Genomic DNA, 14,346 nt, shown 5'->3' on the forward strand with positions numbered 1-14,346 from the left:
AAGCCCGCGTTTTACGCACACTCGTCAACAGGGACGGGAGAAAACTGTGACCAGACCGCTTTCTTACTTTCATCTTCATCTGATTTCTGATGCGACGGGAGAGACTCTCCTGGCGGCAGGCCGCGCTGCGGCCGCTCAATATGCCAATGCGCGGGCAATCGAGCACATCTATCCACTCATCCGCACCGAGAAGCAGTTGGGAAAAGTGCTTGAGAATATCGACGCTGAGCCCGGCATCGTTCTTTATACAATCGTCGATCAAAAGCTTGCTGCAATCATCGATGAATCCTGCGCGGAAATGGGGGTGCCGAGCGTTTCGGTGCTGGAGCCGGTGCTCAACACGTTTCAGTCTTATCTGGGCGCGCCTGCGCATCGCCGCGCCAGCGCCCAGCATGTGCTCAATGCCGATTATTTCCGTCGGATCGATGCGCTTAATTTCACCATGGAGCATGACGACGGACAATTGCCGCTCGATATAGAAGAAGCGGACGTCATTCTTGTGGGAATTTCCCGCACATCGAAGACGCCAACCAGCATCTATATGGCGAACCGCGGTATCAAGGCGACGAATATACCGATCGTATTGGGCATTCCGGTGCCAGAGGTTCTTTTTACGGCAAAGCGACCCTTGATTGTCGGTCTTGTGGCGACCGCAGAGCGTATTTCGCAGATCAGGCAGAACCGCCCGCTTGGCAATGCGCCGTCGCTTGATACAGGACTTTATACAGACCGCGTTTCAATTTCAGAAGAACTGGCTTATGCCCGCAACCTGTGCAACCGGCATGGCTGGCCGCTGATCGATGTGTCGCGCCGGTCGATCGAGGAAACCGCAGCTGCCATCATGGCCTTGCTGCGCGATGGCAAGAAGGAAGATCAGTCATGACCACGAAACTTATTCTCGCCTCCAAGAGCCCGTTCCGTTCGGCAATTTTGAAAAATGCCGGCATTGCGTTTTCGACCGAAAGCGCGGATATCGACGAACGTGCGGTCGAGGCCCCCCTTTATAAAAGCGGTGCGACGCCGCAAGAGGTGGCGCAGGTTCTGGCCGAAGCGAAGGCCTTATCTGTCAGTGAGAACCATCCCGATGCCGTGGTGATTGGTTGCGATCAGACGCTTTCGCTGGGCGACCAGATTTTCCACAAGCCTGTGGATATGGATGCAGCGCGCCGTCAGCTTTTACAGTTTTCGGGCAAGACGCATCAGCTCAACAGCGCTGTGGTGCTGGTCAAAAATGGCGAAACATTGTGGCGGCATGTTTCGGTCGCCCGCATGACCATGCGCGATCTCGATCCGGGTTTTGTCGGACGTTATCTTGGTCGCGTTGGCGATATTGCTCTTTCAAGTGTCGGCGCTTATCAGGTCGAAGGTCCAGGCATCCAGCTTTTCGAGGAAATCGAAGGCGATTATTTCACCATCGTCGGATTGCCCCTGTTGCCGTTGCTCCATGAATTGAGGAAGGAAAATCTGATCGATGGCTAAAAAGGCATTTGTCACAGGCTTTCCAATAAAGCATTCGCGCTCGCCACTCATTCACGGTTTCTGGCTCAAGGAACTGGGTCTCGAAGGCTCCTATGAAGCCATCGAAGTCGCGCCCGAAAATTTTGTAGAATTTGCCACCTCGCTTGAGCAAAGCGGTTTTGTCGGCGGTAATGTCACGATCCCGCATAAGGAAGTGGCTTTTGCGACTGTGGGAAGCCGCGATGAAGCGGCCGAGGCCATTGGCGCGGTCAATACGCTCTGGCTCGAAAACGGCAAGCTTTGCGGTGGCAATACCGATGCCTATGGTTTTGCTGCCAATCTGGATGCGCTGGCACCGGATTGGGACAATGCGGATACGGCTCTGGTTCTGGGCGCAGGCGGTGCCGGACGTGCCATTGTCCACGCTTTGCAGAAGCGGGGTTTCTTGCGCATTTCCATCGTCAACCGCACGTTGAGCCGCGCGGAAGAACTGGCAAGTCATTTCGGCAAAGGTGTTTCGGCGCATGGATGGGACGCAGCGCAGCGTCTTGTCAAAGAGGCGGGTCTGATCGTTAACACCACTTCACTTGGCATGAGCGGGCATGGTGAGGCAGAAGAATTTCCGCTTGATTTGAGCGAGGCGCAAAAATCAGCCGTTGCGACCGATATTGTCTATATTCCCTTGAAGACCCCATTTCTGGCCAAAGCGGAAGCGGCGGGTCTCAAAACCGTTGATGGGCTTGGCATGTTGCTGCATCAGGCGGTTCCCGGTTTTGAACGCTGGTTTGGCAAAAGACCGCAAGTGACAGAAGCTCTGCGTAGTTATATTTTGGATGATATGAAAAAGGCTGGCGCTTTATGATCATCCTCGGACTGACCGGCTCTATAGGCATGGGAAAAACCACTGCGGCAAACATGTTTGCTGAGTGCAGTGTGCCGGTCTATAGCGCCGATGATGCGGTGCATCAGCTTTATTCTGGCCGGGCAGCCCCGTTGATCGAAGCTGCCTTCCCCGGAACAGTTGTGGATGGCACGGTGGACCGGACAAAACTTTCAGCAGCCGTGCTTGGTAAACCAGAAGCGCTCAAAAAGCTTGAGTCCATCATTCATCCACTGGTGCATGAGGAAGAGAAAGCCTTTCTGGCGAGTGCGCGCGCGAATGGTGCCGAAATTGCGCTTCTCGATATTCCGCTGTTGTTTGAAACAGGCGGTGAGAAGCGCGTGGACAAGGTGGCTGTTGTCTCAGCCCCCGCCGACATTCAGCGTGAACGCGTTCTGTCCCGCCCCGGCATGAGCGAAGAAAAGTTTGAAACCATTCTTACCCGGCAGATGCCGGACGCAGAAAAACGTGCGCGTGCAGATTTTATCATCGATTCTTCGGGAGATTTTGAAGAAACGCGGTTGCAGATCAAAGCCATTGTCGCGGAATTGCGTGGAAAGCCTTCCAATCAATCCTGATTGCCAGTCCAACCATGCTATAAAGCACTAGAGCGCCGTGCGCCCTATTGGGCGCACAAAAGTCGCTCTAACACTTTAAAAGTGAAGCATCATTTGAAAGGTTTTTCCATGCGTGAGATCGTTTTCGATACGGAAACCACTGGCCTTGAACGGCTCGAGGATCGCGTCATCGAAATCGGCGGTGTGGAAATGATCAATCGCTTTCCCACAGGCCGTACCTTTCACAAATTCATCAATCCGCAGGGTCGCAAGGTTCATCCTGATGCCCTCGCGGTTCACGGCATTACGGACGAGCAATTGCTCACTGAACCGAGCTTTGCTGACATTGTCGATGAATTCATGGCATTTTTCGATGGCGCAAAGCTTGTTGCTCATAATGCGATGTTCGATCTCGGCTTCATCAACGCGGAATTGGGCCGTTTGGGAAAACCGGAAATAGCCGTTGATCGCATCGTCGACACACTGGCTTTGGCACGCCGCAGAAATCCGATGGGTCCGAATTCGCTTGATGCGCTTTGCAAGCGTTATGGCATTGATAATTCACACCGTACATTGCACGGCGCATTGCTCGATTCCGAAATTCTCGCCGAAGTCTATATCGAACTGATTGGCGGCAAGCAGACCGCACTCGGCTTAAGCTCATCAGGAAATTCAGATGGCGATGGTCGTTCGGATAACAATAGCGGTATTGCGCTTCGTCAACGCCCTACGCCATTGGCGCCACGCATCAGCGCTGAAGAACGCGCTGCGCACGATGCTCTTGTGGCAAAAATGGGCGACAAGGCGATCTGGAAAAAATACGTCAACTGATCTCTAGAGCATTTCCCGTTTTTCTTGAATCATTGGAAATGCCTTATCTCTTTGCTTTTTCGCATTATCCGACGCAAAACCGCTTCGCACTTTTGCTGGAAATGCTCTAATAAAAAAACCCCGCAAAAGCGGGGTTTTCTTTTGATAGTCGCCTGAGATCAGCTCTTTACAGCGTTTCTGGCTTCTTCTTCGGCCATACGGCTCTGGAACATCTGCGCAAAGTCGATCGGGTCGATCATCAGTGGTGGGTAGCCACCATTGCGTGTTGCATCAGCGATGATCTGACGAGCAAACGGGAACAGCAGACGTGGGCATTCGATGAACAGCAGCGGAAGCATGTGCTCCTGCGCGATGCCCTGAATGCGGAAAACGCCGCCATAAACCAGCTCGGTGTTGAACAGAACGTCCTTGCCGTCCACAGCCTTGGCTTCGAGCGTGAGAACAACGTCGAAATCTGTTTCGGACAGCGGATTGGCGTTTACGTTCACATTGATGTTGATCGAAGGAGCCTTTTCGCGTGGGCGCAGCGACAGAGGCGCGCCTGGGCTTTCAAAGGAAAGATCCTTGATGTACTGGGCCAGAATATTGAGGGACGGCTGGGCGGTTGCGCCATTGCCGTTCTTTACTTCGCCCGCAGCGGCCTTATCGCTCATTGTCGGTATGCCTTCTCTTTAATGATTTATCTTGTTGCCCAAAAAGCAGTGATGCTTGGCTAGCATGTGTGCGTAGATGAGGCAAGAAACCGTTTTTAGTTAGTATTTGTGCGATCAGCGATCCTTGCGGTCCGGATTCCACGGTGAGTTTTCATCAGGCTTTGCTGTATAATCTTCCGGTTCCAGATCGATCACATTGTTTTCCTTAGGCCTGTATGGGTTTTCTTTAGGCTCATACGGACGATAGGCTTCCGAATAGCGTGTCGAGGCGGTTGCCACGACCAGTCGGTTGCGCACAAACCGGTTCCAGACAAGATCACGAATAAACGGAACGAAAAGCAGAAGTCCGATGGCGCTTGTGACAAAGCCGGGCACGATCAGCATGATGGCGGCGACGACAATCATCGCTCCATGCATCATCTCGCGATCCGGCACGCGCCCTGCGGCACTTTCGGTACGGATACGCTGCAACAGTCCGAAGCCCTGTACGCGCAGCAGGAAAAAACCGAGCATGGCGCTGAGGATAATGAGACCAAGCGTTGCAAACACACCGATTTCGCTGCCGACGATCACAAAACTTGCAATCTCGATGAATGGCATTGCCAAAATGGCAAGGGGTGCAAGGGAAGAGGACACGTCTGTTACGACCTTATGTTGATTTGCGTTTGTAATGGAGCAAACTTCATTCGCTTGTTCTATTCATGTCATACATGCAAAAATGCTTCTCATTCTTACGAAATTGAAACTCTCTATCATACAATATCAGATAGGTATGCGTGATCGGGATTTGAATGATCAGTGAAGCCGATCTATATGTATATGTAACGAAATTGACGACGTGAGACGGGATTCGTATTCCCTATCCGTCCATTGGTGGCAGGCGGTATGGAATTTTTTGATTTTGGCACGATATTCTTCTTCATCGCAGCGGTGGTCATCTTTCTTCAGCTGAGGAATGTTCTTGGCCGCCGCACGGGAAATGAAAAACCGCCATTTGATCCCTACACTTCCGCCCGCAACACCGATGCACAGACTGCCAGCGGCGAAACAGACAATGTCGTTTCCCTGCCGCAGCGCTCCGGCGAAAAGGATTTCACCGCAATCGACAAGGTCGCGCCCGCCGGTACACCGGTTAATGACGGGCTCCGCGCCATTCAGGCAGCTGACCCTTCTTTTGATCCGGTAAGTTTCGTTGATGGCGTGAAGATCGCTTATGAAATGATCGTCATGTCTTTTGCCGATGGCGACCGCAAGGTTCTGAAAAACCTGCTGTCAAAGGACGTCTATGAGGGCTTCGTTTCAGCCATCGATGAACGCGAGGCACGCGGTGAAAGCACACGCTCGACCTTTGTCGGTATTGATAAGGCGGAAATCGCCAATGCCGAAATGAAGGGCTCGGAAGCGCATGTGACGCTCAATATCGTCAGTCAGATGATTTCTGCTACCTTCGATAAGGACGGCAATGCGGTCGAAGGCGATCAGGAAAACGTCGTCGAAATCCGCGATCTCTGGACCTTTGCGCGCGATACGCGTTCGCGCGATCCGAACTGGAAGCTTGTCGCGACCGAAGCGGAAGACTAAGAGAGTTTCTTAACAGGGCCGCGAAATTGGCGGCCCTTTCAATATCGCATTGTTACGGGTCCGGCTGTGAACCAATTGGCGAAATTTTTTCACCCGCTGGGCTATTCCGATTGCCCGGGCTGGGATCAGGACGATCAGGCACTGGCCTTTTCGGCCTTTCGTCGTTCAGCCGATTATGCACAAAGCAATCGCTATAATAGCGGCAGTCTCGGTATCACCTTTGAGATGCTTGAACCGGCTTTCGCTGCCGCCCGCTCTCTCGAAAATCCCGATACGGCTCAGGCGCGGGCTTTTTTCGAAGCGCATTTTATCCCATGCCGCATCGATGCTGAAGGCTTTGTGACGGCTTTTTATGAGCCGGAGATTGAGGCGTCACGAACGCCGGATTCGCATTTCACCGTGCCTTTTCTGAAAAAGCCCGATGATCTTGTGAAGATTACCGATGAAAACCGTCCTGCGGGGCTTGATCCCTCCTTCGCTTTTGCGCGTAAAACGCTGCAAGGCATTGTGGAATATGATGATCGCCGTACAATCGAACAGGGCAGTCTGAAAGACCATGGGCTCGAACTTGCCTATGTTGCCGATCGGGTCGATGCGTTTTTTGCCCATGTGCAGGGGGCTGCGCGGTTAAAACTCACTGATGGCAGTTTTATGCGGATCACTTATGCCGCCAAAACCGGCCATCCTTTTACAGGCATTGGGCGCATTCTGGTGGCGGAAGGCGAGATTTCGGCTGATGAAATCTCCATGCAAACGATCCGCCAATGGTTGAGAGATCACCCGGAAAAGGCCGATGACCTCATCTGGCAGAACCGTTCCTATATTTTCTTCCGAGAAGCACCGGTTGATGATCTGAATGTTGGGCAGATCGCAGCCGCCAAGGTTCCGCTGACGGCCGGGCGTTCCATTGCGGTCGATAGATTTTTACACACATTCGGAACGCCGTTTTATGTTAATGCGCCGACCGTGACAGAATTCGATCATGCACCCTTCGCGCGCCTCATGATTGCGCAGGATACCGGTACGGCGATTGTCGGCCCTGCCCGCGGTGATCTCTTTGCAGGATCGGGAGATGCAGCCGGTCAGATTGCTGGCGGGATCAAGAGCAAAGCCGATTTTTATGCGCTCGTCCCGCGCGCTCTGGTCGGAAACTGATCCATGACCGATAAGAGCCAAAAATCTGCGAAAGACTATCTTCGGCCAGAAGACCGTATTCTCTGGGAAACGGTGGCCAAAACGGCAAAGCCTCTGGCTGGCAAAAAGCCGAAAGAAGAAGAATTTCCGGATTTCAAAGCGGTGATGGCGCAGGAGGCTGATAAAAAACCTTCGCAAAAAGCGCCCTCGCCTTCCAGCGAGCCAGCGACGCCAAAAAAGAAGCTTACTTCTCTCAAGGAAATGCCGATCCATAGCTTTGATCGGCCAACGCACCGCAAGATTTCCAAGGGACGCGTGGATATCGAAGCGCGTATCGATCTGCATGGGCTTACGCAGAACGATGCCTATGAGCTGCTTTATGGCTTTTTGCTGAGCGCACATGCACGTGGGCTCAAGCATGTGATGGTGATTACCGGTAAAGGTCGCTCATTTGGCAGCGAAGGCGTGCTCAAACAGGCCGTGCCGCACTGGTTCTCGACGCCCTTGTTCCGGCTTCTGGTGAGCGCTTATGAAGATGCGGCCCATCATCATGGCGGTCATGGCGCACTTTACGTGCGCCTGCGCAAGCAAACGCAGAATGGAGGTCTGGTCCGATGACCCCCTTTGGCAAACGCCTGCGTGAGTTGCGTGAAGAGCGCAACGTGACGCAAAAGGAGATGGCCGCAGCCCTGCGTGTTTCGCCTGCCTATCTCTCAGCGCTTGAGCATGGGCGACGCGGCCAGCCGACCTGGGATCTGCTGCAACGCATCATCACTTATTTCAATATTATCTGGGATGAGGCCGAAGATCTGCAAAATCTGGCGGCGGTTTCGCATCCCCGCGTGGTGATCGACACGTCCGGTCTTTCCCCACAAGCAACAGAACTAGCCAATCTGCTTGCCTGCAACATCCGCATCATTGATCGCGAGACGATCAAGCATCTGACGGAAGAAATCGAGGCGGCACGCAAGCGCCGCCGGGGCTTTAAGCCCCTGCAACGTTAAGAGCAACATTAAGAGAAATTATACCCGCGCACTTTATACCCCACCGCCAGCGAAAGTTGCTGGGGAATGGGGGTTCTCTTGATGATTGTGGTGAAGACTGTTGCTCGTTTATCGCGGGGCGCACGGCTCCAATGACGCATCCAGGACAATCCAGACACATCTATGGCCTCGATATTCTCCGTATCATTTCAGCCCTGGCGGTTGTGTCCTACCACTTTGCATTTCGGGGTGAAGCTGCAGGGGAATTGCCTGCGCTCGAAATTTCTGACTTCGTGAAGAGTATTGCCCGTTACGGCTATCTCGGCGTCAGCCTGTTCTTCATTATCAGCGGCTTCGTGATTGCATACTCCGCTGAAGGGCAGAAACCGCTCGATTTTTTAGTGTCGAGATTTGCGCGAATATACCCAACCTTCGTGATTATCATGAGCACGACAGCTGTGGTTGTACTCCTCTCGTCCAATCCGCTATTTCAGGTCAGCGCCAAGCAATATGTGGCCAATCTGTTCATCTTTTCCAAATTGTTGGGCGAACCGCTTGTTGATGGAGCATATTGGTCGATCGTGCTTGAAGTCATTTTCTATGGCTGGATTTTTATCATTATTGCACTCGGCCAATTCCGAAACCTGCTCAGGATCGTTCCATTCTGGCTGGCGCTCTCATTTTTGAATGAGTTTTATATCGGCTCGGAGCATTTACAGAATCTGTTGATCACCGAACATAGTGGCTTCTTTGCAATGGGGATTGTGCTCAACCGGTTGAGCCGACAATTTTCTTTTTATGCGATTGCACTTTTCGGAGTGGCCACTGCCTATTCGATATACACGTCACTTGCTGCGATAGCATGGGGTGAACAGGCTTATTCCGTCACATTTTCGCCGGTGGTGATTACAATAATTATTCTGCTATCGATCATTGCATTCCTTGTGTTGACGAGAATGAACATCAGTGAACGCTACTGGCGTGCCTTGAGCATTTCTGGAGGCGCCACTTACGCGCTTTATCTTATTCATCAGAATGTTGGCTATATCGCAATAACTGGTCTTCTGGGCACAATGCCACCGTTCAGCGCCATTACCCTGACAGTAATCGGGCTGATCGTGTTTTCCATTCTCTATCATATGGTGATCGAACGGCAGCTTAATCCGAAAATAAAGAAGCGGTTGCTTGGTCTGATAAACAGGCCGAGCAGACCCGCTTCGGGGATTGCGACTTAACGATGTTTGCCTGAAGCCTCTCGCTCTAAAATAGCGCTTTCAACTCATCGAGCTTGGTGTTGACCAGCCAGCCATAATAATTTTCCTGCGGCATCAAAGACTCCTGCCCTGATGCCTTGCGCTGGGCATTTTCATTGGCAAGCGCACGGGCGCGGGCTTCTGCACCGCCAGTATTATAAAGGGTTGCGGTCAGGCCGGGATTTTTCGAAATGTCGAAATCGGCAATCTGGCGATAGGCTGTGATCGATTGCTTCAGCGTTGCCGCGATATATGGCAGTGTGAGATCAGGGTCCATGATGGTCTTGTAAACCACATTTCCGTTCTCGGCGTTGAGCTTCGGCAGGCCGGATACACGATTGACCATGTCAGACATCTGCAGTGCGGTCAGCGGATTGATCTGACCAAGGCCGAATGTCTGCCCTGCATAGAAGGGCTGGAAGAAGACGGCGCTGAAACGATTGTTCGGATAGGTCTTGCCACTCACGGATTTTCCACGGAACTGCTTGTTCCAGATCGTCTCACGGCAACCCCACAGCGAATAGCTGTCTTTGAACTTGAGGCACTCGGAGAACTCCGGGCGCTTCACGAACTGGCCAATGCTTTCACCATCATAGCCAAAACTCACGCCCTGGTTCACATAGGACATAGCCTTGACGTAATAGGTCTGGAGCCTGTCATAAACGTCGACATTATAGGTGTGTTCGCCAACGATGGCGCCGACGATATGGATCGGATCAATGCCATAGGCTGAAGCGGTCGATTTGATCTTCGAGCGCAGTGAAGCGTCTTTTTTCAGAAGATTATAAATCTTGCGATACTTGGCTTCGTAAGTCGTGCTCAGTTCTTTTGTGCGCTTGGCTGAAGCGCCAGGAATGGGCGGCTGTTCGTCACTGCGATTTCCCGGCGGCACGCTAATGGCTGCAAAGGCGCTCTGGCAGGAGAAAGCGATGGCAAGGCAGATGCCTGCAATACGGTTCAGTCGACTGGTCATTGCGCGGAAACGGCCCCAATATGGTAAACGATCTGTAAAAGTTGCCGCAAAATAAAAAACCCCCTCGATGAAGTCGAGGGGATTTTTGTCTTTCGGGATTATGGGACCGAAGCGTTGCTTTCTGGTCACTCTATCTCTTTGTTTTTGCGCATGTCGTTATCGGATCGAAGCGGGATCAGAAATCAGTCCAGTGGACTGATTTCCCCGCGAAGGCGGTTTCCACTTTTCCGCGACATGCTGTTATTTAGAGAATGAAACGCGACAGGTCCGTATTCTTGGCGAGATCGCCAATGGTTTTGCGGACATAATCGCCATCCACCTTGAATGCAGAGCCGGATTTATCGGGCGCATTATAGGAAATGTCGTCCAGAACCCGTTCCATCACCGTCTGCAAGCGACGCGCACCGATATTCTCGACCGTTGAATTGAGATCGACAGCGATATCGGCCAAAGCATCAATCGCGTCATCGGTGATATCGAGCTTCACTTCTTCCGTCGCCATCAGCGCAATATATTGCTTGATCAGGCTGACTTCGGTTTCGGTCAGAATCCGGCGGAAATCTTCACGCGTCAGAGCGTTCAATTCCACACGGATCGGCAAGCGGCCCTGAAGCTCCGGCAGAAGGTCGGAGGGCTTGGAAACGTGGAAAGCACCTGATGCGATGAACAGGATATGATCGGTTTTCACCGGCCCATATTTGGTCGCAACGGTCGTGCCTTCAACGAGCGGCAGCAGATCGCGCTGCACGCCTTCGCGTGATACGCCTGCTCCCATCCCGCCTTCGCGCGAAGCGATCTTGTCGATTTCGTCCAGGAAGACGATACCGTCATTTTCGGTCGAACGCAGAGCTTCCTGAATGAGCTGATCCTGATCGAGAAGCTTGTCGGATTCGTCATTGATCAGGATCGCATAGGATTCCTTGACCGTGGTCTTGCGCGTCTTGGTGCGCCCGCCCATGGCCTTGCCGAAAATATCGCCGATATTGATCATGCCGATATTGGCACCGGGCATGCCGGGGATTTCGAAATTCTGACCGGCTCCCGTATCGGCAACCTCGATCTCGATTTCCTTGTCGTCCAGCTCGCCTTCACGCAGCTTCTTGCGGAAGCTTTCGCGAGTGGCGGGGCTTGCGGTCTTGCCGACAAGGCCGTCAAGCACGCGTTCCTCGGCATTGATATGTGCCTTGGCCTTCACCTCGTCGCGCTTCTTTTCACGCACGAGACCGATGGCCGCTTCCACCAGATCACGGATAATCTGTTCGACGTCGCGGCCAACATAGCCCACTTCGGTAAACTTGGTGGCCTCGACCTTGATGAAAGGCGCGCCTGCAAGCTTGGCCAGACGACGGGAGATTTCCGTCTTGCCAACGCCGGTTGGTCCGATCATCAAAATGTTTTTTGGCATGACCTCTTCACGCATCTGGCCTTCCAGCTGCTGGCGACGCCAGCGATTGCGCAGAGCGATGGCCACGGCGCGCTTGGCGTCGTTCTGGCCGATGATGAAGCGGTCAAGCTCGGAGACGATTTCACGGGGAGAAAAATTACTCATGATTATAACCCGGTTTGCCACTGCTTGATGAACTCGAACGGATGCAGCAGCATGATCACGTTGAGCGTAAGGTTGTCGCGGATGATAATCAGCGCAAGAACTTCGAAGAACAGCGCTAAAGCGACGGTGATTTTCGTTGGCAGTTTTGCAGCAAGCAAAAAGCCGATCAGGGCGGCAATGGTATCGGCAATCGAATTCACGATGCTGTCGCCGAAATAGTCCACTGAGGACGTATTGGCGCGATAGCGCTCGATGATGAAATTCGAGTTTTCGACCAGTTCCCAGACGGCTTCAACGCCGACTGCCATGGCAAGTCTCAAGCCCAGCGGAGCCTTTGGCGCGATGACTGTCAGAAGCCAGTAGAACAGAAATCCATGAATGATGTGCGAGAGCGTATACCAGTCGGATATATGCTGCGAGTTTTCGGTCATCAGCGAACCGGACCATAATTTTATGGTGCCGCATTCACACATGGGAATCCGCCCGTCGATATAAAGCCAGGAGGCTTGTATAGCGAGAATGGCAAGGACGATCAGAGCACCTAAGCCCCAACGTTGTGTTTTGGATGTTGAGGCTTGCGCTATTGAGCTCATTCGGCGTCGAGACTTTCAACAAGAATACTGTGATTGGTGTAGATGCAGATATCGGCTGCAATCTCCATCGCCTTGCGGGCAATTTCCTCGGCATCCTTATCGGTATCGATCAGCGCGCGGGCTGCGGCCAGCGCGTAATTGCCGCCTGACCCGATGGCCATGACGCCATGTTCGGGTTCAAGCACGTCGCCTGTTCCGGTCAGCGCCAGCGTAACCTTGCTGTCGGCAACGAGCATCATGGCTTCCAGCTTGCGCAAGTAACGGTCGGTACGCCAGTCCTTGGCGAGCTCGACGGAGGCGCGCATCAGCTGGTCCGGATATTGTTCAAGCTTGGCTTCAAGGCGCTCGAGCAGCGTGAAGGCGTCAGCCGTGGCACCGGCAAAACCGGCAATGACATTGCCTTTGCCGATGCGGCGCACTTTGCGCGCATTGCCCTTCATGACGGTGTTGCCGAGCGAGACCTGCCCGTCACCTGCGATAACGACCTTGTTACCCTTGCGAACGGTAACGATGGTCGTGCCGTAAATTGTCGTGGGATTATGTTCGATCATGGATCACTCCTTTGGCGACCCATACATTTCCATCTGGCAAACGCATAGGCCCCTTATTTGGGTCGAAGCTCGCTTCGCTGGCTCAAGAGCTAACTGAATCGGGTTTCGTTGTGAATATTTAAGAACCGTCTGGAAAAATGCAAACATACACTCATCAGATTATTGGGAGCAGTTCTAAAAGCATTGGCAAAAGCGGCCAGCTGTTCTAGAACGCGAAAAGAATTCAATAGAGGAAATGCAATGACGGCTGAAAGCGCCCGCAAAGCAAGCATCGAACGTTCAACGAAAGAAACGAGCATTGCCGTTTCGGTCGATCTGGACGGCAATGGCAAGTTCGACATTACAACAGGTGTCGGCTTCTTCGATCATATGCTGGAGCAGCTTTCCCGACATTCGCTCATCGACATGCGTGTGATGGCCAAGGGTGATCTGCATATTGATGATCACCATACGGTGGAAGATACCGGCATCGCGCTGGGTCAGGCTGTTGCAAAAGCACTTGGCGAACGTCGCGGCATTGTGCGTTATGCGTCGATGGACCTCGCTATGGACGACACGCTGACGGGTGCGGCGATTGATGTTTCGGGGCGTGCATTTCTGGTTTGGAACGTGAATTTCACGACGGCCAAGATCGGCACCTTCGACACCGAGCTGGTGCGCGAGTTCTTCCAGGCTTTTGCGATGAATGCAGGCATTACGCTGCATATCAACAATCACTATGGTGCCAACAATCACCATATTGCAGAGTCGATCTTCAAGGCCGTGGCCCGGGTTCTGCGCACAGCGCTCGAAACCGACCCGCGCCAGAAGGATGCAATTCCATCGACCAAGGGGTCGCTGAAGGGATAAGTCTTTCCCGAAAGGACGTGTCATGGCGCAATTCGTCGTTCTTGAACCAGCCGGAACTCAGAGTTCCGAAAAAGCGGTTTTCGTGCGCGACGGATTCTACACATTGGCGCTGATCCTGCCGGTAGTCTGGCTGTTGTCGCAGCGGCTGTGGTTTGAAGCGATTGCCGCTCTTGGCGTGACGATCCTGCTGGGTGTGGCTGGAGCCGCATTGGACATTTCCAATGCTGTGCCGCTGATCACGTTGCTGTTTTCGCTGTTTGTGGCGCTGGAAGGCGCCAACTGGAAGATCGCGAAACTCAAACGTCAGAGCTATGTCGAAAAAGCCACTATCGATGCTTCCGATCTGGAAGAAGCGGAGATCCGCTATTTCTACAGCTTTGGAGAAGTGACAGCTCCTGTTGAGGCGCCAGCACCCGAATGGGCGCAACAGGCCCCTCGTCCCACTTATTCCTCATTTGGCTCGACGATCGGATTTGTCGGTCATCGCGGAGAAAACTGAAA

Annotated in this window: 18 protein-coding genes; 12 read left to right on the top strand and 6 right to left on the bottom strand. The window is 52.9% G+C overall.

Annotated elements, in window-relative coordinates:
• Positions 1-46: 46 nt before the first annotated feature.
• The 5 genes from CEV33_RS13070 to dnaQ all read left to right on the top strand — a co-directional run bounded on the left by CEV33_RS13070 (position 47) and on the right by dnaQ (position 3,726).
• Positions 47-883: a pyruvate, water dikinase regulatory protein gene (locus CEV33_RS13070; RefSeq protein WP_094540881.1), complete on the top strand. Its 837-nt coding sequence runs from the start codon at positions 47-49 to the stop codon at positions 881-883.
• Positions 880-1,479 (top strand): Maf-like protein, encoded by a 600-nt coding sequence (locus tag CEV33_RS13075; protein ID WP_024898454.1) that lies wholly within the window; start codon positions 880-882, stop codon positions 1,477-1,479. The genes CEV33_RS13070 and CEV33_RS13075 overlap by 4 nt, the downstream gene beginning before the upstream one ends.
• On the top strand, positions 1,472-2,320 hold the full coding sequence (locus CEV33_RS13080; protein ID WP_094540882.1) for a shikimate dehydrogenase: 849 nt from the start codon (positions 1,472-1,474) through the stop codon (positions 2,318-2,320). The genes CEV33_RS13075 and CEV33_RS13080 overlap by 8 nt, the downstream gene beginning before the upstream one ends.
• Entirely contained in the window at positions 2,317-2,916 is a 600-nt protein-coding gene (gene coaE / locus CEV33_RS13085) for a dephospho-CoA kinase (protein ID WP_094540883.1), read from the top strand. The genes CEV33_RS13080 and coaE overlap by 4 nt, the downstream gene beginning before the upstream one ends.
• A 108-nt stretch (positions 2,917-3,024) precedes the next feature.
• Entirely contained in the window at positions 3,025-3,726 is a 702-nt protein-coding gene (gene dnaQ / locus CEV33_RS13090; protein WP_094540884.1) for a DNA polymerase III subunit epsilon, read from the top strand.
• Positions 3,727-3,884: 158 nt separating this feature from the next.
• Here the strand turns inward: dnaQ and secB are convergent, their stop codons facing one another.
• Together secB and CEV33_RS13100 are read right to left on the bottom strand one after the other, a co-directional pair.
• Entirely contained in the window at positions 3,885-4,379 is a 495-nt protein-coding gene (secB, locus tag CEV33_RS13095; RefSeq protein WP_094540885.1) for a protein-export chaperone SecB, read from the bottom strand.
• A gap of 114 nt (positions 4,380-4,493) precedes the next feature.
• Positions 4,494-5,015, bottom strand: coding sequence for an FxsA family protein (locus tag CEV33_RS13100; protein WP_094540886.1), 522 nt, complete (start codon positions 5,013-5,015; stop codon positions 4,494-4,496).
• A 249-nt stretch (positions 5,016-5,264) separates the two neighbouring features.
• Between CEV33_RS13100 and CEV33_RS13105 the strand changes: the two genes are divergently transcribed.
• The 5 genes from CEV33_RS13105 (at position 5,265) to CEV33_RS13125 (ending at position 9,312) form a co-directional block, all read left to right on the top strand.
• A complete protein-coding gene (locus tag CEV33_RS13105; RefSeq protein WP_094540887.1) occupies positions 5,265-5,960 on the top strand; it encodes a Tim44/TimA family putative adaptor protein in 696 nt (231 codons plus the stop codon).
• Positions 5,961-6,026: 66 nt separating this feature from the next.
• A complete protein-coding gene (gene mltA / locus CEV33_RS13110; protein WP_094540888.1) occupies positions 6,027-7,115 on the top strand; it encodes a murein transglycosylase A in 1,089 nt (362 codons plus the stop codon).
• A gap of 3 nt (positions 7,116-7,118) precedes the next feature.
• Positions 7,119-7,712 carry a Smr/MutS family protein gene (locus CEV33_RS13115; RefSeq protein WP_094540889.1) on the top strand — a complete coding sequence of 198 codons (594 nt, stop codon included), beginning with the start codon at positions 7,119-7,121 and terminating at the stop codon, positions 7,710-7,712.
• Positions 7,709-8,098, top strand: a complete 390-nt coding sequence (locus CEV33_RS13120; RefSeq protein ID WP_094540890.1) for a helix-turn-helix domain-containing protein — start codon at positions 7,709-7,711, stop codon at positions 8,096-8,098. The genes CEV33_RS13115 and CEV33_RS13120 overlap by 4 nt, the downstream gene beginning before the upstream one ends.
• A 131-nt stretch (positions 8,099-8,229) precedes the next feature.
• Positions 8,230-9,312: an acyltransferase family protein gene (locus CEV33_RS13125; protein WP_094540891.1), complete on the top strand. Its 1,083-nt coding sequence runs from the start codon at positions 8,230-8,232 to the stop codon at positions 9,310-9,312.
• Between the two features lie 25 nt (positions 9,313-9,337).
• Here CEV33_RS13125 and CEV33_RS13130 read toward each other — a convergent pair whose 3' ends face one another.
• The 4 genes from CEV33_RS13130 to hslV form a co-directional block, all read right to left on the bottom strand.
• Positions 9,338-10,303: a DUF1402 family protein gene (locus tag CEV33_RS13130; protein ID WP_094540955.1), complete on the bottom strand. Its 966-nt coding sequence runs from the start codon at positions 10,301-10,303 to the stop codon at positions 9,338-9,340.
• Positions 10,304-10,547: 244 nt separating this feature from the next.
• Positions 10,548-11,852, bottom strand: coding sequence for an ATP-dependent protease ATPase subunit HslU (gene hslU / locus CEV33_RS13135; RefSeq protein WP_094540892.1), 1,305 nt, complete (start codon positions 11,850-11,852; stop codon positions 10,548-10,550).
• 2 nt (positions 11,853-11,854) lie between these two features.
• Entirely contained in the window at positions 11,855-12,445 is a 591-nt protein-coding gene (locus CEV33_RS13140; protein WP_094540893.1) for a DUF2585 domain-containing protein, read from the bottom strand.
• Positions 12,442-12,996: an ATP-dependent protease subunit HslV gene (hslV, locus tag CEV33_RS13145; protein ID WP_007872451.1), complete on the bottom strand. Its 555-nt coding sequence runs from the start codon at positions 12,994-12,996 to the stop codon at positions 12,442-12,444. The genes CEV33_RS13140 and hslV overlap by 4 nt, the downstream gene beginning before the upstream one ends.
• 240 nt (positions 12,997-13,236) lie before the next feature.
• On the opposite strand from hslV, the gene hisB reads away from it, so the two are divergent.
• Complete coding sequence (gene hisB, locus CEV33_RS13150) at positions 13,237-13,845, top strand: imidazoleglycerol-phosphate dehydratase HisB (protein ID WP_094540894.1); 609 nt, start codon at positions 13,237-13,239, stop codon at positions 13,843-13,845.
• Between the two features lie 22 nt (positions 13,846-13,867).
• Positions 13,868-14,344, top strand: coding sequence for a DUF2628 domain-containing protein (locus CEV33_RS13155; RefSeq protein ID WP_094540895.1), 477 nt, complete (start codon positions 13,868-13,870; stop codon positions 14,342-14,344).
• Positions 14,345-14,346: the final 2 nt, after the last annotated feature.

It is taken from the genome of Brucella grignonensis (assembly GCF_002252505.1).
Classification (GTDB): Bacteria; Pseudomonadota; Alphaproteobacteria; order Rhizobiales; family Rhizobiaceae; genus Brucella; species Brucella grignonensis.

What these genes read in the sequence shown, in the direction of transcription:
- CEV33_RS13075 (WP_024898454.1), top strand. Translation starts at nt 880, where the DNA reads ATGACCACGAAACTTATTCTCGCCTCCAAGAGCCCGTTCCGTTCGGCA.
- CEV33_RS13080 (WP_094540882.1), top strand. Translation starts at nt 1,472, where the DNA reads ATGGCTAAAAAGGCATTTGTCACAGGCTTTCCAATAAAGCATTCGCGC.
- coaE (WP_094540883.1), top strand. Translation starts at nt 2,317, where the DNA reads ATGATCATCCTCGGACTGACCGGCTCTATAGGCATGGGAAAAACCACT.
- dnaQ (WP_094540884.1), top strand. Translation starts at nt 3,025, where the DNA reads ATGCGTGAGATCGTTTTCGATACGGAAACCACTGGCCTTGAACGGCTC.
- secB (WP_094540885.1), bottom strand. Translation starts at nt 4,379, where the DNA reads ATGAGCGATAAGGCCGCTGCGGGCGAAGTAAAGAACGGCAATGGCGCA.
- CEV33_RS13105 (WP_094540887.1), top strand. Translation starts at nt 5,265, where the DNA reads ATGGAATTTTTTGATTTTGGCACGATATTCTTCTTCATCGCAGCGGTG.
- CEV33_RS13115 (WP_094540889.1), top strand. Translation starts at nt 7,119, where the DNA reads ATGACCGATAAGAGCCAAAAATCTGCGAAAGACTATCTTCGGCCAGAA.
- CEV33_RS13120 (WP_094540890.1), top strand. Translation starts at nt 7,709, where the DNA reads ATGACCCCCTTTGGCAAACGCCTGCGTGAGTTGCGTGAAGAGCGCAAC.
- CEV33_RS13125 (WP_094540891.1), top strand. Translation starts at nt 8,230, where the DNA reads ATGACGCATCCAGGACAATCCAGACACATCTATGGCCTCGATATTCTC.
- CEV33_RS13130 (WP_094540955.1), bottom strand. Translation starts at nt 10,303, where the DNA reads ATGACCAGTCGACTGAACCGTATTGCAGGCATCTGCCTTGCCATCGCT.
- hslU (WP_094540892.1), bottom strand. Translation starts at nt 11,852, where the DNA reads ATGAGTAATTTTTCTCCCCGTGAAATCGTCTCCGAGCTTGACCGCTTC.
- CEV33_RS13140 (WP_094540893.1), bottom strand. Translation starts at nt 12,445, where the DNA reads ATGAGCTCAATAGCGCAAGCCTCAACATCCAAAACACAACGTTGGGGC.
- hslV (WP_007872451.1), bottom strand. Translation starts at nt 12,996, where the DNA reads ATGATCGAACATAATCCCACGACAATTTACGGCACGACCATCGTTACC.
- hisB (WP_094540894.1), top strand. Translation starts at nt 13,237, where the DNA reads ATGACGGCTGAAAGCGCCCGCAAAGCAAGCATCGAACGTTCAACGAAA.
- CEV33_RS13155 (WP_094540895.1), top strand. Translation starts at nt 13,868, where the DNA reads ATGGCGCAATTCGTCGTTCTTGAACCAGCCGGAACTCAGAGTTCCGAA.